This window comes from Bradyrhizobium sp. JYMT SZCCT0428, from assembly GCF_018131075.1.
Lineage (GTDB): Bacteria > Pseudomonadota > Alphaproteobacteria > Rhizobiales > Xanthobacteraceae > Bradyrhizobium.
Window position 1 is genome coordinate 290,350 of sequence record NZ_JAFCLS010000002.1, and the last position, 21,919, is coordinate 312,268.

The following is a 21,919-nucleotide window of genomic DNA, read 5'->3' on the forward strand; positions in this document are numbered from 1 at the left end:
CTAGACCAGCGGCAAGACCTCGGCCCGGAATTTCTGCATGCCTGCGAGGACTTCATCGGCCGTGGTGCCGCCGAAACCGAAATCGAGACTGCCGACACCCATGTCGCGCACCGCCCTTATGTCGGCGGCCATCACTGCCGGCGGACCGGCGAACAGGCGATGTTCACCATCACTGGCCTGTGCCGGTGCAGTCTCGCCGAACACGGTAACGCGCAGGCTGAGGCCCACCGCCTTGGGATCGCGCCCCGCCTCTGCGGTCATCTTGGCCAGACGCGCCGCCTGGGTCTTGAACCGCGCCAGGCTGTCGAGCGGATTCTGCGGGTTGGTCCCGATCGGATACCAGGCATCGCCGATGCGGGCAGCTCGCCGCAGCGCCGGACCGCTCTCGCCTCCGATCCAGATCGGCGGATGCGGCTTTTGCACGGGCTTCGGGTCGAAACCGATATTGGCGAACCGGACATGCTTGCCATCGAACTTCGGCGCGTCCTTGGTCCAGAGTTCGACGAAGGCGCGCAAATATTCATCGGTTACAGTTCCACGCGCATCGAAATCCGGCGCGTCGATGGCCTCGAACTCCTCGCGCATCCAGCCCGCACCGATACCCAGCGTCAGCCGGCCACCCGAAAGTACGTCGATGGTCGAGAGAATTTTGGCCGTCAGCACCGCTGGCCGGTGCGGCACCACCATGACTGATGTCACGAGACGCAACCGCGTCGTTTTCGCGGCGATCCAGCTGACCTCGGTCAACTGCTCGTGCCTCTCGCCGCGGGTGCCGCTGGGGAATTCCCCGGAGGCGCTGTAAGGATATTCGGCCGCGATCGCGGTCGGAATCACGACGTGGTCGCTGAACGTCGCATAGTCGAACCCCATCGCCTCGGCGCCAACCACGATTTTTGTCAAATTATCCGCGGCCGACAGGGGTCCGGCGGTTGGTGCGTTGAAGCCGATCAGCATTTTTTTGCGTCCTTCTTTGCATTGCATTGCTGGCGTCGATGCGACACCATGCGGCCGCTAACGGGTGACGGCAAGCGCGTCCCGCGACGACATTGCGACCCTCTGCGGGCGGAGACGACAGACCATGACGGCGGCCGGTAGGCAGGCGATACGGCGGCGGTTCGATGCGCCGCCGGCCGAACTGATAGCAGAAGCCGCGGCCTTGCGCGATTCCGCACATGGGCGGGTGATCTCCTATTCGCGAAAAGTCTTCATTCCGCTCACCAAACTCTGCCGCGACGTCTGTCACTACTGCACGTTCGCGCAAGTACCGCGCGCGGGCAAGCCCGTCTACCTCTCGCCCGACGAAGTGCTCGCCATCGCGCGCGCCGGCGCGGCCGCGGGTTGCACCGAAGCACTGTTCACGCTGGGCGACAAACCCGAGCTGCGTTACCAGGCAGCCCGCGACGCATTGAAAGCACTCGGCCACGAAACGACAATCTCCTATCTGACCGCGATGTGCGCGCTTGTGCTGCGCGAGACCGGATTGCTGCCGCACGCCAATCCTGGTGTGATGACGCACGAGGAGATCGCCGGCCTGCGCGAGGTGACGGCCAGCCAGGGCATCATGCTGGAGTCCATCAGCGAGCGGCTGTGCAGGCAGGGCGGCGTTCACTTCGGCTCTCCGGACAAGCATCCCGCAGTCAGGCTGGAAACCCTGCGTCTGGCCGGCGAGTTAAAAGTTCCTTTCACGACCGGGATACTGATCGGCATCGGCGAGACACGCGACGAGCGGATCGACGCGCTGGAGGTTATACGGGATCTGCACGCCGCCCATGGTCATATCCAGGAAGTCATCGTACAGAATTTTCGGGCCAAGCCTGACACCAAGCTCGCCGATTCCGAGGAACCCGATCTCGAAGATTTGCTGTGGACCATCGCGACGGCGCGTTTGGTTCTCGGTCCCGACATGAATATCCAGGCGCCGCCAAATCTGTCGCCAGGCGTCTATCAAAAGCTGATCGACGCGGGGCTCAACGACTGGGGCGGCATCTCGCCGGTCACGCCCGATCACGTGAACCCCGAAGCCCCGTGGCCTGCCATTGCCGAACTCGCCCGCAAGAGCGCGGAGGCCGGCAAGCTGCTGGTGAATCGCCTGCCCGTCTACCCCGTCTATGCACGCGACGCTGATCATTGGCTGGCCCCTGATATAGCCACCCGCGTGCGGCGTATGAGTGACACCGAAGGCTTCGCACGCGACGATGACTGGGCACCGGGCAACACCCAGCCGTCACCGGCACCGCTGGTGCTCGCCCGCGGCGTCGACGCCGGAATCGCAGGAATCGTCGAGCGCGCCACATCGGGCGAACGGCTCGCTTCGAACGACGTCGTGCGCCTCTTCGCTGCGCGCGACGCCGACTACCGGCACGTCACGCAGGCCGCCGACGCACTTCGACGCGCGGTCAGTGGCGACGTCGTACGTTACGTCGTGAACCGCAACATCAACTACACCAACATCTGCTACTTCCGGTGCAAGTTCTGCGCCTTCTCGAAAGGGCGCACGCACGAGGATCTGCGCGGCTCACCCTATGATCTCGCCATCGAGGAAATTACGCGTCGCTCAATCGAGGCGTGGGATCGCGGGGCGACGGAAGTGTGCCTGCAAGGCGGCATCCATCCCGAATACACAGGCGCCACCTACGAGGCGATCTGCCGGGCGATCAAGGCGGTCGCCCCCGAGATGCACATCCACGCCTTCTCGGCTCTGGAAGTGACGCAAGGTGCGGCCACGCTCGGACTTCCGATCCACGAGTTCCTTACGAAGCTGAAGGCAGCCGGTCTCGGCACCCTGCCCGGAACGGCGGCGGAAATCCTCGACGATGAGGTACGCGCCATCATTTGCCCCGACAAGATCAACACCGCCCAGTGGCTCGACGTGCAGCGCGCCGCCCACCAGGCGGGATTGCGCACCACCTCGACCATCATGTACGGGCACGTCGAGACGTCGAAATCGTGGGCAAAACATCTGCTTGCGCTGCGCGACTTGCAGGCTGAAACAGGCGGCTTCACCGAGTTCGTGCCGCTCCCCTTCGTCCACATGGAGGCGCCGATGTACCGCCACGGCATGTCGCGCTCCGGCCCGACATTCCGCGAAGCCGTGCTCATGCATTCCGTCGCGCGGCTGGCCCTGCATCCGCTGATCCCGAACATCCAGACATCTTGGGTAAAGATGGGGCCGGCGGGTGCCGCGATCTGCCTGAAGTCCGGCGCCAACGATCTCGGCGGCACACTAATGAACGAGAGCATCTCGCGCGCCGCCGGCACCCAGCACGGACAGGAGTTTCCGCCGCACGACATGGAAGCGCTGATCCGCTCGATCGGTCGCGAACCGATGCAGCGCGATACGCTCTATCGGCCGGTGCCGGAAGAGCGCCGTGCGGCCTCCATGATCGCGGCCGATTTGGCGCCGATCGTGCAAACGCCGCCGCGCAAGAAGGTGGCGGTCGCTTAGGCTATACCCCGCTTGGCCAGCAGCGCGGGCACGCCAAGTTCTTCAAGCAGCGTTCGGGTACGCGTTCCGGCCGATTGCTGCAGGCGCAGGAACAGCGCCAAATCAACGGGATGATCGATGTCCATCGCGATCCCGGGCTGACGGATCACCGTTGGCTCGATGCCCTGCCAGCGTGCGGCGTCGAGATGCGGGAAGTAGCTGTTGTCGCCAAAACGAAGCGGCACCGATTCCGGCGGCGAACAGACGACGGCATTGGACCCGAGATCGTCATGCGCCGGCGAGATCGTGAAGGACGGCGCGGCGAGATGCGCCGATAACACCGCGTCTATCTCACCGGCGCGGGTAGCTGGAATATCGCCGGGCATCGTGATCATGCCGCCACACCCTTCGCTTGCGAGAAGGCGGCGGCCGGCATTCACACTGCCGGTATGTCCGTCCCGCGCCCCCTCGGTCACGATCCGCGCACCGATTGTCTTGCCAAGGGCCGTCGCATGCGGTTCGAGGGTGACGATCATGATGCCGGCCAGAAGGCGTGAGCCGGCAATGGCGTCGAGCATGTCGGTCAGCATGGTTTCGGCGAGAATTCGTCGTTGTGGTGGCGACAGCAGGCCCGACAGTCGATCCTTGGCGCCGTCGAACTCCTTGACCGGTATGACCGCCCAGATGTCGTTCATCGCTGCGAAGCCAGCGCGTCCGCCGCATCGAGCGTCACGCGCGCCAGCGTCTCCCGGTCATCCAGGGTCTTCATCAGGATCTTGGCGATCGTGACCTGCGGTCCAACATGGCCAACTCCATCGGCGTCGGCGTGGTCGACGATATAACCATCCAGCAGGTCGCCGTAGCGCGCGGCGACGCCGGCGGCGCTGGCCTCGAGGCCAAGTTCACGCATCATCTTCGCAGTCGGACCTTTGACGGCTTGCCCGCCGATGATCGGCGACACCGCGACGACCGGTGCCCCACTCGCCTTGATCGCATCGCGCATGCCGGGGATCGCAAGGATCGGCTCGACGCTAATGAAGGGATTGGACGGACAGACGATCACGGCCCGCACGTCGCCCGAGCGCAGCGCCGCCGCGATCTCGGCTTGCGGTCGGGCGAGCGCCACGTCATCGAAAGCCAGCTCATGAACGACCGGCCGGCACTGCTGGCGGACGAAATAGTCCTGGAAGTCGATCCAGCCCCTTTCGCTGCGCACGCGGGTGCGCACGCGGTCATCGCTCATCGGCAACACGCGCGCACCGATGCCGAGACGCCGGCAAATGTCTGATGTGACCTCGGACAGGGTCTGCCCCAGGCGCAGGCGACGGGTGCGTTCGACATGCAGCGCCAGATCGCGATCGCCGAGCCGAAACCAATCCTCCCCGCCGAGCGCGCCGATGCTGTCCATGAACGACCACGTCTCGTCGCGACGGCCCCAGCCCGTGGCGGGATTGTCGATGCCCGCGAGAGTGTAGGTCAGCGTGTCTATATCGGGCGAGATGCTCAGTCCAAGATGCTCGAAATCGTCGCCGGTGTTGGCGACCACAAGCAGTTCGTCGGCCGGCAAGACGCGGCTCAGACCTAGCGCCAGTTTCGCGCCACCGACGCCGCCGGACAGCGCCACGACAAGTCGTTTTCTCATCGGAACATGTCCTCAGCGGCCGGGCGTACCAGCTCGGACGCAGCGTTGTCAGGACCGCGCCAGGTCAAACCGCGCACGATCACGACGGGCTGACCTTCGGCACCCTGCCCCATCACGAGCGACGCGGCAGCAGCGATCTCGTCCGCATGCCCGGTGATGCTGACCTGAAGCTCGCGTCCGAACAGATCGGACGAGCCGCGCAGGTCCATCAGCGACGGCAGGCCGGCGGCGCCAATCGCAACGCCGCAGGTACCGCGCCGCCAGGCGCGACCGAAACTGTCGCTGATGATCACGGCAAGCGGCACACCGAACCTTTGCGACAGGCGCTTTTTCAGTATCGCCGCACTGCCGTCGGGATCAACTGGCAGCAGCAGGGCACGCTGGGGGTCATCGGGCGAAGCCACGTTGGACTGGTCGATCCCCGCATTGGCCATAACCAGGCCGAGTCGGTGCTCGACGATCAGGATGCCCGGCCTTGCCCGCACCACGCGCACCGATTCCGACAGGATCAGTTCGACGAGGCGCGGATCCTTTTGAACCTTGTCGGCGAGTTCGATCGCTTCAGCCGACGGATTGACACTGGCGAGATCGACCATGCGCCCTTCGACCTTGGACACGATCTTCTGCGTCAACACAAAGACGTCGCCGCCACGTGGCACGATCCCACCGCGCGCCAGCCCCTCGCCGATCAAGGCGACGAGATCGTCGTCCTTGGCTACAAGCGGAATGCGGGGGACGGCAAGGAGCTCGACGGCGTTGCTGGGTTGCATCGGCTGGTCCCGCGCGCTCAACCGAAACGCTTGCGAAGGCGCGGCAGCACATTCTCACCGTAGATCTTCAGAAAGCGCGCCTGGTCTGGTCCCGGCGCGTGAAACACCAGATGCCGGAAACCGAGACCGACGTAGTAACCGATCCGCTCGACGTGCTCGTCGGCATCGCTGGACACGATCCATCGACTGGCGGCGCGCTCCAGCGGCAGCGCGTCGGCGAGGCGCTGCATCTCGACGGGATCCTCGACCGTCATCTTTTCCTCCGGCGTCAGCGCCAGCGCCGCCCAGTGGCGCGTATCCTCCAGGGCACGCGCCTTGTCGGTATCGAACGACACCTTGACCTCGATCATGCGATCGTAGGACCGCGACGGATCCTCCGACGCCGCCATGCCTTCGGCGACTTTCGGCAACAAGGTCTCGGTGTAGAGCTCCGGCTTCTTGCCGCTCGTGCAAATGAATCCTTCGGCGGAGCGGCCGGCATAGCGCGCCACGAGGGCACCCGCCGCGGCGACATAGATCGGCACCGGCGTGTTCGGGCGATCGTAGATCGTCGCCTTCTCGGTCTTGTAATACTGACCTTCGAAACTGACCCGCTCCTGGGTCCAGAGCGCCCGGATCAGGGTGACGGCCTCACGCAAGCGCGCGAAGCGCTCCTTGAATTCCGGCCAGGGCTGCCCGGTCGAAGGTACTTCGTTGAGTCCTTCGCCAGTGCCGATACCGAGCACGACGCGTCCCGGGAACATCGCGCCCATGGTGCCGAACGCCTGGGCGACGATGGATGGATGGTAGCGGAACGTCGGCGTCAGCACGCTGGTGCCGATAACGACGCGCGAGGTCCTGGCGCCGAGCGCGCCCAGCCACGTCAGCGAAAAAGGCGCATGGCCGTCGACATGCTTCCATGGCTGAAAGTGATCGCTGATGAAGACGGAATCAAAGCCAACTTCCTCGGCAAGACAGGAGAAGCCCAGCAACGCGCCCGGCGCGAACTGCTCCGCCGATGCCTTGTATCCGAGCTTGATCACCGCAAATCTCCTGGCTGGCGCCGGCCGATGCCGAGGCCATGGTACCCGTAGTGGAAATCTATAGATTAGAGGGAAAGCAGCGACCAGCCAAAAAGGGGGAAGCGACCATGCATCTCGGAATAGCCCTGCCCTACGGCGACATTGGCGGCGATGGCCCGATTGTGCGCGAATACGCTGAGCTCGCCGAGGCCGAAGGTTACGACGGCCTGACGCTAGCGGACCATGTCCTCGGCGGCAACCCGGCGAACCCCGCCAGCGGCCGCGCGGGCGGGCTCGGCCTGTTCCACGATCCGTTCGTGGCGTTCGGCTTCATCGCTGCCTGCACGAAGAAGGTCGAACTCTCCACCCAGGTCCTGATCCTCGCGCAGCGCCAGACGGTGCTGGTCGCCAAACAGGCCGCCAGTCTCGACGTGCTCAGCGGCGGCCGCTTCCGGTTCGGCATCGGCGTCGGCTGGAACGAGATCGAGTTCGTCGGCCTCAACGAGAATTTCCACAATCGAGGCAAGCGATCCGAGGAACAGGTCCAGGTAATGCAAGCGCTGTGGGCCGATCCTTACGTGACGTTCGAAGGCAAGTGGCATCGCCTTCCGGACGCCGGCATCAATCCCAGGCCGCCACAGCGCAAAATTCCGCTGTGGTTCGGCGGTCACATGGATGTGACGCTGCAGCGGATCGCAAAATGGGGCGACGGCTGGATGATGCTGTCTGAGCCGCCGGGACCCAAGGCCGTCGCCGAATTCGACAAGCTGCGTCGCCTGGTGGAAGCCGAGGGACGCGATCCGGACTCGGTTGGCTTGGAAGTCTGGACTTCAACCGGCACCGGCGCCGAAAAAGACTGGCGCGAGGAGATCAGCTTCTGGAAGCAGGCCGGCGTCACACATGTCACGCTGCACAACACCTTCGGTGGCTACCACCACAAGCGCATGGCCGGCCGGAGCATGAACGACCATGTCGACGCGATGCGCCGCTACCGCAACGCCGTCGCCGATCTGCTCTGAGGCGGAGCACAGGCGTCTCAGGCATCGGCTAGCGCGGCCAGCATGCGGTCGCGGGCGGCGAAATCGCCATCGGCGTGGACGGGCTGCAGACAGACATGCGTGGCGCCGGCCGTGAAGTGCTCTCGCAGGCCACGCTTGACCGTGTCAGCATCGCCCCACAGGACCATCGCATCGATGAACCGGTCGTTACCGCCGTCGGCGAGTTCGGCCTCGGTGAAGCCCTGGCGCAGCCAGCTGTTGCGGTAGTTCGGCAGCCCCATGTAGCGCGAGAGCTCCTTGCGCCCGAGCCCCCGTGCTTTCACGGGATTGGTCTCGATCGTTATTTTCTGCTCCACCGCAAGCCATTTCGATGGCCCGAGGATCGCTGCCGCCTGCGCCGTGTGCGCTGGCGTCACGTTATAGGGAACAGCGCCGCGCGACTTGGCGCCGCTCAACGCCAGCATCTTCGGTCCGAGTGCGGCGACCACGACTGGCAGTTCACCTGATGGCGCAGACTTGTTGATGCCGTCGAGATAGGCACTCATGGCCGCAAGCGGCTTGTCGTAGCGATGGCCACGCAGCCCTTCGACCATCGGAATGTGACTGACGCCGAGGCCGAGAACGAACCGATCGCCATAAAGCGCGTTCAGCGAGACTAGGGCGCGCTGCGCGGTAAAGGAATCGCGTGCATAGATGTTGGCGATCGAACTGCCGATCATCAGCTTCTCGCTGCACGACAGCAACCAGGCCGCCAGCGACATCGACTCATAGCCTCGCGATTCCGGGTACCACAGGTTCGAGTAGCCGTTGCCTTCAACCGCGCGCACGAAATCGCGCAGCTGCGATCCGTCGAGCTTGTCGGTGCTGTACCACACGCCAAGGCGGCCTAATTTCATGTCGATAGCCTCCGGCTGACGGTGCGTACAAACCGCTATCGCGGGGAGCTGGCATAGGAATCAAGCCGTGCGAATAGCGAGATTGTCTCGACGCGCGGTCGGCGCCACGTACCCTAATGGACGGGATCCAGCACGACCACCGGTATCTCGCGCTCGGTCTTGAGCTGATAGTCAGCATAGGGCGGCCAAAACTCGAGCGCCTTTTTCCAAAGCCGCAGGCGCTCCACGCCCTCCGCTGTCCTGGCCCGCACTTTCAACTTCTTGGTCCCGACTTGTACTTCAACGTCGGGGTTCGCAAGAATGTTGCGATACCAGCCTGGGTGGTCGGGCGCGCCTCCCTTTGAGGCGATTATGAAGTAACTGTCGTCCTCCATTCCGTAAAACAGCGGAAACAGGAACTTATCGCCAGACTTGCGGCCGGTTGTGGTCAGCAGCAGCGCCGGCACGGTCATCTCACCGTGCTGGGGCACCGTTACCTTGTACATGTGCCCGTCGGTTCCACCGCTCGCAAGATAGCGGTTCGCGTGCTCGACAATCCAGTCCGGCAAGTTCGGACCGAGTTTCGCTTCAGCCATCGTGCCCTCTCATTAAAAGCAGAAGGGAACATACCATCGGGCGCCGGATCGGCCAAATCCTGATTCAAGAGCAAGGCGATGTGGCACTTATTGGCTGTTTTCGGGAACTCCGCTGTGCTTCCGAGCCATTTTGAGACACGAGCTTTTCATGACGGGCAGCGCTGATCTGTCGAGCGTGGTGGTCAGGCGTGACGTCATGCTACCACCCGTGCAGCCCTTGATCGGGCCGTGTCGTAATGCCCGGATTGACATCGAGCTGGCAGTATTTACCTCTGAAGAAAAGCAACGGTCGGGCATCTACTTCGGATCGCGCAGTCAATGACAGCACATGCCCGACAATGATGAGATGGTCACCGCGTTCTTCTTTTGCGTATGCTTGGCATTCGATCCAGGCGAGCGCATACGACAACAGCGGAACCCTGCGCCCCCGGGGGGCATAATTTTACCCGTCCCACTTATCGATCAGCGCGCGGGCGATATGCGTCGATATGGCGCTCTCGTTCTCGTTGAGGATGTTGACCGCAAAATGATCGACCGGCTGCCAAGTCTCTAATAATCAGTCGCAGTCTTCTCGTTTGGACGGCCCCTCAACAAAAAATAACGTCACGAGGACCCGGATATGCAGTTTGTGCCAAGCTTACTCAGAGTGGCCGCGAGGCGGTGTTTAAATTGAGCCTGCTCGCTGTGGTGCTTTTCGCCCTCGCCGTCTTCTATGAGCTGAGGCTGCCTCGGCCGCGCCTCCTTTATTGATGGGGCCGAGACCGAAATTATTTCGGAGCATTCGCTAACCCAATCCCGAGTTTGTTCGCGACGCGGAATGAACCAATGCAGGACAGCCTGCGCTGTGAATTCTGTATTCAATCAAGCCGAACCAAATCATCGGCACCACACACCGGGAAGGCTTTGCCTCGAGCGTGGAAAAGATGCTCAACTTGAGGTTGGCCGCCCCGCAACACGGCGGCATCAAGTCTGGTTTGCAACCCATTAAATTCTTACATATTTCAAAACTCACTTCAAAGACCCATCATACAAATTGAAGTTGCATCGCTTGGATCTTCTTGCTTTATTTATTTTTGCTTAGCTGCTCACCACCTCGTTCCGCCACTTCGCACATCTTGGAAGCTCTGCGGTCATGCTGGGGGAGGCTCATGCTTCGGGAGCCATGGATTCATTTCTGTGGGCCGAAAGACCCTGCTGCCAGGCAGGCGATCGTTGATAGCCTGTCGAGCAGTGGAGTCCTCACCCGATCTTGGGACATCAGCGCGCCCGCGGATGATGGGATCATCTGTTTTTCCGACTTCGACGATGATTTGTGCGAATTCGTCCGCGAGGTCAGCCATAATCGCGAAAAGCGGGTGGTGGCGGTCCCGATCGCAGGCGGCCAGCTCGACAACGAACAGGCCTGGCGACTATTGCATGCAGGCGCGTCCGACGTATTTCTATGGTCGTCCGCGTCTGAAATGGCGGAAAAGGTCAAAGCACGCTTCGAGCGTTGGCGTGCCGTCGATGAGCTTCTGCAGTCACCGGCCATCCATGACAACCTGATCGGCAAAAGCCCGGCGTGGCGGTCGGTGTTGCGGCAGATCGTCGAAGTCGCACGGTTTACCGGGGCCGCCGTGCTACTGATCGGCGAGAGCGGCACCGGCAAGGAACAGGTTGCGCGGCTGGTCCACGAGCTTGATCCGCGCGCCTGCGAGAACGACCTTGTCATCGTCGACTGCACCACCATCGCCCCGGAATTATCTGGCAGCGAATTTTTCGGTCACGAGCGCGGCGCCTTCACCGGAGCCGTCGGTGCACGCGACGGCGCTTTCTCGGACGCGAACGGTGGAACGTTATTTCTCGACGAGGTGGGTGAACTGCCGCTCAGCCTGCAGGCGCAGCTTTTGCGTGTCGTTCAGGAGGGCACCTATAAACGTGTCGGCAGCAATGCCTGGCAACGCAGCCAGTTTCGTCTCGTTTCCGCGACCAATCGGAATTTGCTCCGAAGCATCGAAGAAGGCCATTTTCGTCATGATCTGTATCACCGGATCGGGGGCTGGATCTTTCGGTTGCCGCCATTGCAGGAGCGACGCGAAGACATCCTGACTTTGGCTCGGCATTTCCTTAAGCTATTCCAACCCGGCATCTCACTGGCGGATTTCGACGGGCCGGTTCGAGAATACCTGCTGAAACGCGCTTACCCCGGCAACGTCAGGGACCTGCGTCAGCTGATAGCACGCGTCAGCAGCCGGCACGTCGGTCCTGGGCCCATTACCATCGGTGACTTGCCGGACGATGAGCATCCAATCGGCGGGCCTGCGAAGGACAACTGGCGTGTGCCGGAGTTCGAACGCGCTATCGCCCAGGCCCTCTCGTTGGGCGTCGGGCTTCGCGAAATCAGCCAGACCGCGGCAGATACCGCAACGCGTATCGCCATGCACGAGGAGAACGGCAATTTGCACGGCGCCGCACGCAGGCTCGGCGTGACCGATCGCGCCCTTCAGATGCGTCGCGCAGCGCGGCGCCAACACAATGGCGGCGGCTGATCATGCTTCGAAGTGACCGGCCTGCCAGGGATCGCGGTATTCGTCCTGCGATGGCTGGAATTCGCGCGACGGGTGTTCTGGCAACGCGACGGGTTGCTGGCGCCGGTTCGAAGTCAACCGCAGGAAATTGCCCGCGAGGACGAGTTCCTCGTCCGCGGGCGAGAGACCCAGCAGCCGGACTTTCTCCAGTTCCACACCGGGATGCAGCCATGGCCCGTCGGAGCCAAACAGTATCTTCCTTGCACCGGCCCGCTGCACGGCCAGCTCAAGCAGTTCGAAACGGCGAACGCCCGATGTGTCAGTATAGATATTGGGGTGGCGCACCAAGTGGTCAATCAGGCTGTGTTGCGCGCGCCAATCGTCGGAAAAACTCCCCATATGCGGGATGATGAACGCTACATCGGGATATTCCGTGGCGATGAGTTCGACGATCGAGACTTCACCCATCGGATCGTAGAGTATGGGAACAGAAAAGGCGCGAGCGACTTCGCATATCTCGCGCGACAGCCGCGCATCATAACGGTGCACTTTGATCCCGACGAAGCCATATTGCTCGATTGCGACTTTAACTATTTCACCGATCCGCCCGCGGTCCCTGGCTGCGTGGACAAAGGCCAATCCATAGAAACGGCCGGGCCGGCTGGCGACAATGCGCGCGATCTCCCGGTTGGCGACCGCGTAGTCGGAGCGAAAGGCGGCAAAAATCGCGGTGCGGTCGATGCCGGCCTCACTGGCCCAGCGCAGGTATTTTCTCAATGGCGCCGCTGTATCCCAGGGACCGGTTAGCCCATCGCCCTTTCCGGCGTGACAGTGGCAATCGATGATCATCGTGCCGCCTCGCCATTGTGGACACACAACGAAAGCGGCGTGTCGCGATGATCCGGGAATGCATCGAGGCCGATACGGGCCAACTCCGTCAGGAAGTGCATGGAAGTCGCGATGCCATTGAAGAAATTTGGCAGGTGGAATTTCTCGTTAGGCGCGTGCAACCGGTCGTCGGGCAGCGCAAAGCCCATCAGCACCGTGGGAATCGCGAGGATTTTCTGGAACAGATTGACGACGGGAATGCTTCCGCCGGAACGCAGAAACACGGGGGCATTGCCGAAGCCTCTCTTGTAAGCTTCGACGGCAGCGGTCACCCCGGGGTGTCTCCGATCGACCATGGCCGGCTGGGTCGCGAGCTCGGTCCTGATCGCGAGCCGTACCGTGAGCGGACTGATCCGACGAACATAGGCACGAAACAGTTGATCGATCTCGTGAGGATTCTGATCGGGCACCAGGCGAAAATTGAGCTTCGCCGACGCGCGCGCTGGAATAACGGCTTTCACGCCCGGTCCCTGATACCCGCCGCTGATACCATTCACGCTGAGCGCGGGCCTGACGGTGCTACGCTCATAGAGCGAGTACCCGCGCTCACCCCACCCTCGTTCAGCACCGGCATCGCTCAAAATCTCAGCGTCCGACGGACCGACCTTCGCCATGTAAGCACGCTGCTCAGGCGTCATTGAGCGAACCCGGTCGTAAAAGCCCGGAATCGTCAATCGGCCGTCGCGGTCATGCAGCCGGGCGATGATCCCACTGAGCACCTGCAACGGATTGTGGACGCATCCGCCAAAATTGCCGGAATGCAGGTCATGCGCGGGCCCGCGAAGTTCGAGTTCAAGGCTGAGCGCACCACGCAGTGACTCGGTGATGACGGGGCGATCTGCCGCCAGCATCCGCGTGTCCGACAGCACCGCGACGTCAGCCTTGAGTGTCTTGCTATGACGCTGGACAAAATCCGGCAAGTTCGTGCTGCCGATCTCTTCCTCACCCTCGAACAGGCATTTGATGTTGACGGGGAGCAGGCCGGAGGTGCGTAACAGGCACTCTGCGGCTTTGACATGGGTGAACATCTGCCCCTTGTCATCGGCAGCACCACGGCCGAACAGATTGTCGCCGCGCACCACGGGCTCGAATGGCGGCGATTGCCATTCGCTGATCGGATCGGCCGGCTGCACGTCGTAATGTCCGTAGATGAGAACGGTCGGACGTCCGGGCGCATGCAGCCAGTCTGCATAGACGATCGGAGCCCCGCGCGTCGGAAGCACCTGGACGCGATCGAGCCCTACCCTGCGCAGTTGCGCTGCCAGCCAGGCGGCGCAGTTGCTGATATCACGAGCATGTTTCGGCCCAGCGCTGACCGACGCGAAGCGGACGAATTCGATGAGTTCGGCCACGAACCGGGCGCGGTTGGATCGCGCATAGGCCAGGCCGTTCGATTCCGCCGGCATCGGTCGCCTCCTTCAGCAGCCGCGTCACGGCTTCTGCGGCGTGAACGGCATCACGAAAAAGCCCCGGATACTTTGTCCCGCACCACCGGGCACCAGCTCCTTCGATATGGTCTCGCCGCCACTGGTTCTCACCTCGATCTGAATATCGTCACGAAGCGGGAAGTTCGGATCGTAGATATGAAGCAGGGCCAGGCCCGGCGATCGTCGTGTCATGCAATGCACGAGCACTTGGTGGTTTTCGGTCAATGAGCCGGTTTTATCGACCAGCACCAACCCGATCACGACCACCTTACTGCGGCGCAGCGCGGCGGTCACCTTGGCGAGTTCGATCGTCGTGAGCGCCGCGGTGCTGTTGGACGCACCCGAATCCGGACGGCCCATCCAGTCGAAGAACTTCAACACCGGCGCACCAAAGTCCGAACCGATCGACGACAGATTGAGATTGAGCGAGTCCATCTGGCGGTCGACCAATTTGCGGTGCAACGCGCTGCCGGTCGCCGGCACCGACGTCGTCGTCGGAACTGCAACCCCGAAGGTGAAGTGATCGCCGGCCAGCAACGACATGCCGCCGCAAAGCCCGTAGCCGCCTGAGCCGACTGAAAATCCGAGCTTGGAGGCAAGCATGGAAAGGGGCTTCATGATCACAGCCGGCACGCTGAAGGAATTGACGAATTTCAATCCATGCACCGACGAACGGAAACCGCACTTCGACGGGATGGTGATAACAGCTGGCGGCGGGGGCGGCCGCACGCGCGGCGGGATGACCACGAAAACCTGTACACGGCGGCTGCCGGGCGCGTTGCCAGGAACCGGCTGCAATTCACCGACGGTTTCGACCGTGATGGCGACGCGACTGGCGAGTCCCGGCACCAGTGTATCAATAGCCTTTTGCAGGCCGAGCTTGACTTGCTCTCCGCGCCGCTGACCAAGATTGCGATTGTAGTCGTCCGTGCCGACCGGATCGGTATGCCCGACAATGCGGACCTGGCGCACCGGTCGCCCCCTGCGATGGGTCGCCACGATGCATTGGGCAAGCCGCTGGATCAGCGGCAGATGATGCGGCTTGAGATTGTCGCGGTCAAAATCGAAACTATCGAGGATCTCCGGAACCTTCAGACCCTGGCAGGGATCGCCTGTGACGGCCGATGCAGGCGCACCTTGCCCCAGCGCCGACTTGATGGCGGCGTTCGTCGCCGGGCCGGCGATGCCGTCGACCTTGAGTCCACGCTTCTGCTGAAAACTGCGAACCGCGGCGCGCGTCTGCGCACCGGCTACGCCATCGACGGCGAGGCGTGTGCCGAGCAACTGGTTCAGCGAAGCCTGCAGCCAGCGGACATTGCTGGCCCCCGCGGCTTCGGATTGCCATGTGCCCGGTACTTCCAGCTCGAACGACTCCAGCTCGCCATATTGCGACTCGGCTTCCAGTTCGCGTCGCGCCGCCATGGCGGTGCAGCGCTGGTTGACGCGCGCGGGCGCAACGCGACTGTTTGCCTCGAACACAAACCGCACGATGCAGTTGATGCCGCCGAACTTGCCGCGATCGGCGGCATGTTCGGTCACGTATCTGCCGAAATAGATGTGGAAGGGCTCGTGCATCAGCGTGGAAAGCAGGGACGATGTCCGACCCGCCTTCATGTCATCCCAGAACGCATTGCCGAGGCAGATGACGTTGCTCCTGCCGGGAGCCGCGCTTTCGGATCCCCAGCTCGAGCAGGCAAAGTCATTATTGTCGTTGCCGCAATCTGGACAATTGGTCGAGTTGATCCTGCAGAACAACTTCAGCTTACCGCTCGCCAGCAGGTCGGCCACCCGCCTGCACCGGACTGCCACAACGTCACCTCGATCTTTGATCGCGGCTGTCGGCTTCATCCAGGTCGGCACGAATTCAGGCTTCACCCTGAATATTTTGAGGAAGGTATTCTTGGTGGCGGTAGAGCGGCTGCCTCGTTGAAGGTTGGCTGCCGCCTTGCGGAGCATGACGATCGCCGTACCGATTTGCGCATTGATGATGGTCAATGCCTGGGCCTTGTTTTTTCCTGCCCTGCGCAAGGCGGCAACACACTCCGCGGCGGGACCGGAGAAATCCTTCACATAGCGGAAGGATGGTTTTGTGCTTTTGGCAACCTCACCTGTCAGTTCGAACTCGCCAGGCGCGCCCAGTTCCCATTCGTTCGTTTCACCGCTGAACTCACCGAACACTTCAAAGCCGGTCTCGGCTTCACCGAACGCGGTTTCGAATCCGAAGCTCTCGGAATCGGCTGGCGGGGACGAATCGGCCTGGCCGTCGGGTGCATCCTGCGCGTCAGCGGCTTGCTGTCCATCATCCGGCGCCGGCGCGTCGGTTGCCGGATCGATCGGCGGCTCATCCTGAGACGGCTCCGGCGGCGCGGCCGGCGGCAGATCGACTGGCGCCCAACCACCGCCCCAGGGGATGACGGGAAATACCGTCGGGCGCGGACGTACTGGCCAGCGCGGCCGCATCCAGGCCGGACGGGGCCGCGGCTTCCGCATGATCTGTGGCCGCCGCTGCGGCCTCCCGGTCGAACCCCGCCTGCGGCGCGAATACTCGTCTTCCGATTCCATTTCTCCCAGGCCGAACTCGTCCTCCTGCTCGGTCAACTCGCCGCTATACGGGATCGTCTCGAATTCGAAATACGAAGTCATGATACCCTCCCCGTCAGTTGGTGGGTGGAATGGTCGGATGTCATCGCCTGAGCGATTGCCTCGAGAGCCATGTCGATGTCCGAGTGCCGGTGCAGCGCGGTGATCAGAAATGCCACGCGCGTAGCGATCTCGCGGCAGCGCCGGACCACGACCGTGCGGATACCGCGCCGAAGCAGCCGTGCGCGCAATACTTCCGCCGCGATGCCGGCGGGCTGTAATGTCTGCACCGGAAACGGACCGCCATCCGCCACAAGCCCGATCGCACGCAGTCCAGCCTGGAAGCGGCAAACCAGTAACGCCAGGTACCGCCGGAGCCGCTCGCCGTGGCTGCGATTGACGTCAAGCGCCTGCTCGGCGGCACGAAGAGTCGCGATCGACGGCGGACTGCAATGGACGCGGGTGTCGCTCTCCGCCTCGAAGCGCCGGATCAGGCCGGCACTGCCGGCCAGCATCGCCATCGGAGCGCCAAATCCCTTGGCCAGCGAACTGCCGACGATCACGTCCGGCGATCTGACACTTTGCCACCGCAACGAACCACCACCCTGCTCGCCGAGCACGCCAAGCGCCTGCGTATCGTCGATCACGACATAGCCTTGCTGAGGCGCAACACATTGCAGAAACTCCGGCAATGGTGCTGCGTTTCCGCAGGATGGGCAGAAACCGTCGGCAACGACGACCGGCCGACGTTTGGAGCGCCTGTCCTGCTTTATCAGATCGCTGAGCGCTGTGGCGTCGCGATGCGGAAACTCGCGCACGGGAACGCCTCGCGCCGCCGCCCGCTCGACGCCCCATCGCGCAATGGCATAGCTACCCTCGTCCATGTAGATCCTCACTCGGTCACGTGCGAGCAATCCAAACAGGTCCCAGAACAGGTGCAGCGTCGACGCAAGCGGCGTCGCGCGTTCGCATCCCACCAGCGCAGCGAACTCGCCTGCAATGGCGGCGCTGACCCGCGACGACTGCAGCGCCGCGGGCTTGCCCGTCGTGAGCGCCGGCCAGGGACGCAACGACGGGCTCGGGTGGCGCAGCCCGAGATAGAGCGCCGAGGTGAAGTCGAGCACGGCATCTCACCGCGCCCGCTGCATCGCCAGCCGCTTCTGCAGATGCACGGCTGGCATCGTGTAATCGACGGTGTCGGGATTGGTCAGATCTATACCCGTCACGGTGCGATAGGCATGGATGTAGCTCTGAATCTCCGGCCGCCAGTAGCGCACCCAGTTCTTGGCATGGCTCTCGTCATTGAGATCGATCCAGTCACCGTAGCGGACCGATAGCAGTATCTGCTCGCCGAAGGACGCCAGATCATGGAAGTGCGTGACGGTGACGTCCGACCAACCCTGCAGCGTCTTCATGGTGTCGACCTGCGGCATCCAGGCTTCGGTATAAGGCACCATCGGCCGACTTTGCAGGAAGTCGCGCATCTCCGGCCGCGCCAGCAGCCATTGCTGCATCAGCATTTCGACCCGTGCCGTCCACGGCAGATCGCCGAACTGGTTGTGCGCTCCCTGTGCAAGCAGCAGATGAACTTCCCTCAACGCCTTTAGCAGCGGGAACGCATCGGCGATGACGGTGGTGTCGTTGTCCTCCTTGTAGAAGACGGAGCACATGTGCAGCAGGTTATGGAAGCCCTCGAGGAATTTCGAGCGGCTGTCCGCCGGACGCAGCGGCGGCAACGCCTTGCCGCGCAATGTGATGCCGTATTCATGATCGTATTCGGCCCCACGCCGTTTCACTGTTAGCCGGTTCTGCTCGTCCTGTACGTAACCCCAGAGCAGATTGTTGAGCGGCCGCAGCGGATCGATCGTGACGTGCGCGAGCGGATCGCGATCGGCGATACTGCGCACGTTCTGGAAACGCTGGCTGATGGCGTTCATCGACTGCGCCAACATGCCTTCCTCATGCCAATACGACCAGATCAGCTCGATCAGGCAGACGTTATCGGCGCGCGGGGTCAGGACGCCCGTGCAGAACACGCTGCGATTGAATACGTCATCGCGTCCGGCCACTTCATAGCCCGGAAATGCGGTCTGGACGACGCGCTCGATACAGGGAAGACGGCCGGTACCGAGATAGGTCTTGAGTCTGTCCGTGACATCGGCAACGGTCAGTCCCGAACGTATCCGTTCCTCGTCGTCCGTTGTCAGGGGCCTACCGAATGAATCAAACTCCTGCACCGCGACGCCGCAATTCCACAACAGGAAGATTTCGGTTGCGGTCTTGAGCAGCTCATACGCCGCCATGCCGTGCATGGGCCTGAGCCTCGCCTGCTTTATTTCGGTCAGGTCCGGGCTGCCTGGGCGCAGAACTTGAGGATTGTTACCTTCGCACAAAACCTGCTCGATGAATCCCTGATAGCCGCGGAGCGTCCGACCGGTGCCCTTCGTTCCCAACCCACCGAACGAAATCGCCTTGGCGTGGGTGCGAATCGCGAGCCAAAGGCCCATATCGGCGGTCGGCGTCATCCCGCCGGAGCGCTGCGCCGACGTTCTGATATCTCCGCCAATGTTGACCGACGGCGGTGGCGTCACGGTGATGGGGGCAGAGGCATTCTCGCTCTCGCCGCCCGGCCCAATCATGCGAGCCGTCGGAGCAACGGAACCTTGCAGGCCCGTTGTGTCGAACATGAATGCTGTCGGATCGTTTGCGACTGGCGATATCCTGTGCTGCATCGGCCCCCAATCGAGCTTCGACGACCCGATCGGCGGTACCTTGAACACCATCATCCGGCCTGAGGTCACACGATCGCACGGCTTGGGAGGCTCGCAATCGTCCGTCGCCGCCTGGCTTTCGATCACAAACCCCACCTGAAATCCGAAAGGCACCTGCGTGATGCATCCCTCCTCGACGGTCGCTTTGTGGTACTGCGGGTCCAACGCGAATACCTTGCACCGGAGCCAGTAGTCACCCGGATCGAGGTCGTCGAAATCGAACTGTCCATTTGCCTGGCTGCGGACAGAGCGTTCCGGAATCGCCTGTGGGTACTTCTTGACTTCCTCAAGAAACAACTCGACGAGGGCGTCGGCGATCGGATTCTTGTACTTGTCCTTTGGCGATAAACCGACGTCGAACACGCCGCCGGAGATGCTGCCTGGTTGCGGTTTGCTAGTGGTATAGGTCGCCATCTCATCCTCCATCGGTGGTCGTTAAGCTGCGGCCTTGCGCATGGCAGGTACGGCCGCGCAAAGTTCTGACGTGTTCACGGTGGCGCGGAGCGCCCAGTAAGTGAGTAATTTGGACAGCAGCGCGCTTTCATCCTCCGGGCTAATCCCGCCGTCGGCGCGCGCCTGACCGATGACGGCAAACACCAGGATCGGAGAGGCTCGGTACATCTCTGATGGGTTGGCCCCCCAGCGCTGATAGAGCGCGGCGAGCCGCGCCGGCTGACGCTGAGCAACGTCCATCACTTCCATCAGCGAACGACCGCGCAGCGCCCTCGGGCGGTGATTGACCAGGACCGACACAAAGGCCGGCATGCTCTCCAGCAACTGCGCGAGCAGATTTTGCGTCGGTGCAGGCAGTCCGGCGGGCGGGTAGTAGGATTCCCATAATGCGCCAAGGCGGCGCCATTGCGGATTCGGATAGAGTGCGTCACCGATCGCGGCACTGAGCTTGACGCGAATCCACGGCATCGGGTGCGGATCATCAGCGTTAAGACGAAAAACAAACGGCTTCGGAAGGCTCACCACCCCCATCAACCCGATGGTGGAGGCGATGCCGACACGGGCGACCGACCAGAAATCGGCGACGATTTCCGAGATCCAGCGTTCCCACATGCGCCAGGGCAAGCGGCTGGCGGCTGAACCACGTTGCAAACCTTTCAAGACCGGACGCAACGAATCGACGAGATCGAGCAGAGCGGCGGCCTGGTGGCCAACTTCGTGCACCAGCGAGGAGGCGATGCCGGTGCCCACCATGCGCTCGCGCGGCACCCGTATGATGGCCACCGGATTCTCGCCGCCGCCGGGCAGACGCGTGCGTGCGCGCCGGATCGCGGCGCCGATGTCACGGTCGAGATAGCAGATGATCGGCGGCGCCTGGTAATAGCCGGGCAATTCCAGTGCATCGGCGGAGACGACATCGAGGCCGCCCAGCCACACCCCGGTCTCGTTCTCGCTTCGTTGCGTGATCACGTCCGAGAACATGTCGAACTGGGTCAGCACCACGTTGAATTTGAGGCGTAGCATCGTGAACCGGCGCTGGGCTTCTTCCGGCGTAGCATTGGCGCTGGCGGGCGATTGCAGCCAGCGCAGGAATTGGTGCAGCAAACGCCGCAACTGGCGGCGGCCCACGACCAGACATTTGTCGATCGACGACTGCGCAGCCGGGAGCAGCGCCGCGGCCGGCAACATCGGTTCCTGCAGCGCGAACGACTTGACCATGATGAGCCGCGCCTTCAGCGAGCGCGTCTCGTGCAACAGCATCGCTCGTGTGTAGGAATCGAGGGCCATCGGATGCTCACACGCCTTGCAGGATGATCTTGTTGCCGCGGCGGTACCAGATTCCGCTGCGTCCGGAGCCACGGGTTTGAGGCACAGCTGACGAGCCGCCGCCTTGCAATAGGCCGGGCGCAACCGTTCGCGCCGCCTTGACCAGGGCTGTGCGCGCCACCGCCCTCGGATCGGTGCCCGGCGGTGCCGCGACTGCGTTCTTTACGGTGTTTGCCGCAAGCTGGACGAACTGCCTGGCGCCTTCGAATTCGCGATCCTCGCCACTCAGTTCCTGGTATTCCCCGCTCAACGCGCTGGTGCCGAACGCGGTCAGCCCCTTGGCAATCGACGGCCCAAGACGTCCGCCGATACGCGACCCGATGGCGTCGCTGATGACCGGCACGGCCTGCAGGGCAGCGTTCCGCGCCGAAGATTTCAGGATGCCGCCGAGCTGCTGCCCGAGCGGAGAATTGACGGCGCTGCCGATGGCGCCGGCCGCCTTCCGGATGATGTTCCCGAGGAAATGATTGAGTTCCTGCTCGTTGCTAACTTCGAGCAGTTCGGCGGCGAGCTCCATCTGCTCGCCTTCACTGAAGACTTCCTGCAATTCGCCGGGAAACTCAAACTGCTCGCCTTCGAATTGCTCGCCTTGATACTCTACCTGGAATTCCTGGTATTCCATGTTGGCTTCTAGCTGGGTGCGATCGATGTCATGCATGAT

General features: G+C 62.7%; 18 protein-coding genes. 3 read left to right on the forward strand and 15 right to left on the reverse strand.

All coding sequences use genetic code 11. The features are described from left to right. The gene (locus tag JQ575_RS03205) at positions 1-954 is read right to left on the reverse strand and encodes a TIGR03619 family F420-dependent LLM class oxidoreductase (RefSeq protein ID WP_212031831.1); all 954 of its coding nucleotides are present in this window, start codon (positions 952-954) and stop codon (positions 1-3) included. 124 nt (positions 955-1,078) lie between these two features. On the opposite strand from JQ575_RS03205, the gene cofH reads away from it, so the two are divergent. Then, positions 1,079-3,445 (forward strand): 5-amino-6-(D-ribitylamino)uracil--L-tyrosine 4-hydroxyphenyl transferase CofH, encoded by a 2,367-nt coding sequence (gene cofH / locus JQ575_RS03210; RefSeq protein WP_212031832.1) that lies wholly within the window; start codon positions 1,079-1,081, stop codon positions 3,443-3,445. Here cofH and cofC read toward each other — a convergent pair. From cofC to fgd, 4 genes are read right to left on the reverse strand one after another with little or no spacing between them, the layout of a single operon-like run. Next, positions 3,442-4,119 (reverse strand): 2-phospho-L-lactate guanylyltransferase, encoded by a 678-nt coding sequence (gene cofC / locus JQ575_RS03215; protein ID WP_212031833.1) that lies wholly within the window; start codon positions 4,117-4,119, stop codon positions 3,442-3,444. The two genes, cofH and cofC, sit on opposite strands and share 4 nt — an antisense overlap. Continuing rightward, complete coding sequence (gene cofD / locus JQ575_RS03220) at positions 4,116-5,066, reverse strand: 2-phospho-L-lactate transferase (protein ID WP_212031834.1); 951 nt, start codon at positions 5,064-5,066, stop codon at positions 4,116-4,118. The genes cofC and cofD overlap by 4 nt, the downstream gene beginning before the upstream one ends. Further along, positions 5,063-5,836, reverse strand: coding sequence for a coenzyme F420-0:L-glutamate ligase (cofE, locus tag JQ575_RS03225; RefSeq protein ID WP_212031835.1), 774 nt, complete (start codon positions 5,834-5,836; stop codon positions 5,063-5,065). Before cofE ends, cofD begins: the two co-directional genes overlap by 4 nt. A gap of 17 nt (positions 5,837-5,853) precedes the next feature. Next, positions 5,854-6,858, reverse strand: a complete 1,005-nt coding sequence (gene fgd / locus JQ575_RS03230; RefSeq protein WP_212031836.1) for a glucose-6-phosphate dehydrogenase (coenzyme-F420) — start codon at positions 6,856-6,858, stop codon at positions 5,854-5,856. Between the two features lie 107 nt (positions 6,859-6,965). Here fgd and JQ575_RS03235 point away from each other — a divergent pair, with 107 nt between their 5' ends. Next, positions 6,966-7,856, forward strand: a complete 891-nt coding sequence (locus JQ575_RS03235; protein ID WP_212031837.1) for an LLM class F420-dependent oxidoreductase — start codon at positions 6,966-6,968, stop codon at positions 7,854-7,856. A gap of 17 nt (positions 7,857-7,873) precedes the next feature. On the opposite strand, the gene JQ575_RS03240 is transcribed toward JQ575_RS03235, so the two are convergent. The 3 genes from JQ575_RS03240 to JQ575_RS46365 form a co-directional block, all read right to left on the reverse strand. After that, positions 7,874-8,731, reverse strand: coding sequence for a TIGR03620 family F420-dependent LLM class oxidoreductase (locus JQ575_RS03240; protein ID WP_212031838.1), 858 nt, complete (start codon positions 8,729-8,731; stop codon positions 7,874-7,876). Between the two features lie 113 nt (positions 8,732-8,844). Then, entirely contained in the window at positions 8,845-9,306 is a 462-nt protein-coding gene (locus JQ575_RS03245; protein WP_212031839.1) for a nitroreductase family deazaflavin-dependent oxidoreductase, read from the reverse strand. 199 nt (positions 9,307-9,505) lie between these two features. Further along, positions 9,506-9,715, reverse strand: a complete 210-nt coding sequence (locus JQ575_RS46365; protein ID WP_212031840.1) for a flavin reductase — start codon at positions 9,713-9,715, stop codon at positions 9,506-9,508. Positions 9,716-10,454: 739 nt separating this feature from the next. On the opposite strand from JQ575_RS46365, the gene JQ575_RS03255 reads away from it, so the two are divergent. Next, positions 10,455-11,834, forward strand: coding sequence for a sigma-54 dependent transcriptional regulator (locus tag JQ575_RS03255; RefSeq protein ID WP_212031841.1), 1,380 nt, complete (start codon positions 10,455-10,457; stop codon positions 11,832-11,834). Here the strand turns inward: JQ575_RS03255 and JQ575_RS03260 are convergent, their stop codons facing one another. From JQ575_RS03260 to JQ575_RS03290, 7 genes are read right to left on the reverse strand one after another with little or no spacing between them, the layout of a single operon-like run. After that, positions 11,835-12,662, reverse strand: coding sequence for an amidohydrolase family protein (locus JQ575_RS03260; RefSeq protein WP_212031842.1), 828 nt, complete (start codon positions 12,660-12,662; stop codon positions 11,835-11,837). Next, positions 12,659-14,107, reverse strand: coding sequence for a dipeptidase (locus tag JQ575_RS03265; protein WP_249166396.1), 1,449 nt, complete (start codon positions 14,105-14,107; stop codon positions 12,659-12,661). The genes JQ575_RS03260 and JQ575_RS03265 overlap by 4 nt, the downstream gene beginning before the upstream one ends. Before the next feature lie 24 nt (positions 14,108-14,131). Then, entirely contained in the window at positions 14,132-16,771 is a 2,640-nt protein-coding gene (locus tag JQ575_RS03270; protein WP_212031844.1) for an OmpA family protein, read from the reverse strand. Continuing rightward, entirely contained in the window at positions 16,768-17,832 is a 1,065-nt protein-coding gene (locus tag JQ575_RS03275; protein ID WP_212031845.1) for an aminotransferase class I/II-fold pyridoxal phosphate-dependent enzyme, read from the reverse strand. The genes JQ575_RS03270 and JQ575_RS03275 overlap by 4 nt, the downstream gene beginning before the upstream one ends. Before the next feature lie 6 nt (positions 17,833-17,838). Next, a complete protein-coding gene (locus JQ575_RS03280) occupies positions 17,839-19,893 on the reverse strand; it encodes a carboxypeptidase-like regulatory domain-containing protein (RefSeq protein ID WP_212031846.1) in 2,055 nt (684 codons plus the stop codon). A gap of 21 nt (positions 19,894-19,914) precedes the next feature. Next, entirely contained in the window at positions 19,915-21,219 is a 1,305-nt protein-coding gene (locus JQ575_RS03285; protein ID WP_212031847.1) for a hypothetical protein, read from the reverse strand. A gap of 7 nt (positions 21,220-21,226) precedes the next feature. Then, positions 21,227-21,916, reverse strand: coding sequence for a hypothetical protein (locus tag JQ575_RS03290; RefSeq protein ID WP_212031848.1), 690 nt, complete (start codon positions 21,914-21,916; stop codon positions 21,227-21,229). Positions 21,917-21,919: the final 3 nt, after the last annotated feature.

Coding starts and splice junctions, on each gene's coding strand:
- JQ575_RS03205 (WP_212031831.1), bottom strand. CDS start 954: ATGCTGATCGGCTTCAACGCACCAACCGCCGGACCCCTGTCGGCCGCG.
- cofH (WP_212031832.1), top strand. CDS start 1,079: ATGACGGCGGCCGGTAGGCAGGCGATACGGCGGCGGTTCGATGCGCCG.
- cofC (WP_212031833.1), bottom strand. CDS start 4,119: ATGAACGACATCTGGGCGGTCATACCGGTCAAGGAGTTCGACGGCGCC.
- cofD (WP_212031834.1), bottom strand. CDS start 5,066: ATGAGAAAACGACTTGTCGTGGCGCTGTCCGGCGGCGTCGGTGGCGCG.
- cofE (WP_212031835.1), bottom strand. CDS start 5,836: ATGCAACCCAGCAACGCCGTCGAGCTCCTTGCCGTCCCCCGCATTCCG.
- JQ575_RS03235 (WP_212031837.1), top strand. CDS start 6,966: ATGCATCTCGGAATAGCCCTGCCCTACGGCGACATTGGCGGCGATGGC.
- JQ575_RS03240 (WP_212031838.1), bottom strand. CDS start 8,731: ATGAAATTAGGCCGCCTTGGCGTGTGGTACAGCACCGACAAGCTCGAC.
- JQ575_RS03245 (WP_212031839.1), bottom strand. CDS start 9,306: ATGGCTGAAGCGAAACTCGGTCCGAACTTGCCGGACTGGATTGTCGAG.
- JQ575_RS03255 (WP_212031841.1), top strand. CDS start 10,455: ATGCTTCGGGAGCCATGGATTCATTTCTGTGGGCCGAAAGACCCTGCT.
- JQ575_RS03260 (WP_212031842.1), bottom strand. CDS start 12,662: ATGATCATCGATTGCCACTGTCACGCCGGAAAGGGCGATGGGCTAACC.
- JQ575_RS03265 (WP_249166396.1), bottom strand. CDS start 14,107: ATGCCGGCGGAATCGAACGGCCTGGCCTATGCGCGATCCAACCGCGCC.
- JQ575_RS03270 (WP_212031844.1), bottom strand. CDS start 16,771: ATGACTTCGTATTTCGAATTCGAGACGATCCCGTATAGCGGCGAGTTG.
- JQ575_RS03280 (WP_212031846.1), bottom strand. CDS start 19,893: ATGGCGACCTATACCACTAGCAAACCGCAACCAGGCAGCATCTCCGGC.
- JQ575_RS03285 (WP_212031847.1), bottom strand. CDS start 21,219: ATGGCCCTCGATTCCTACACACGAGCGATGCTGTTGCACGAGACGCGC.
- JQ575_RS03290 (WP_212031848.1), bottom strand. CDS start 21,916: ATGCATGACATCGATCGCACCCAGCTAGAAGCCAACATGGAATACCAG.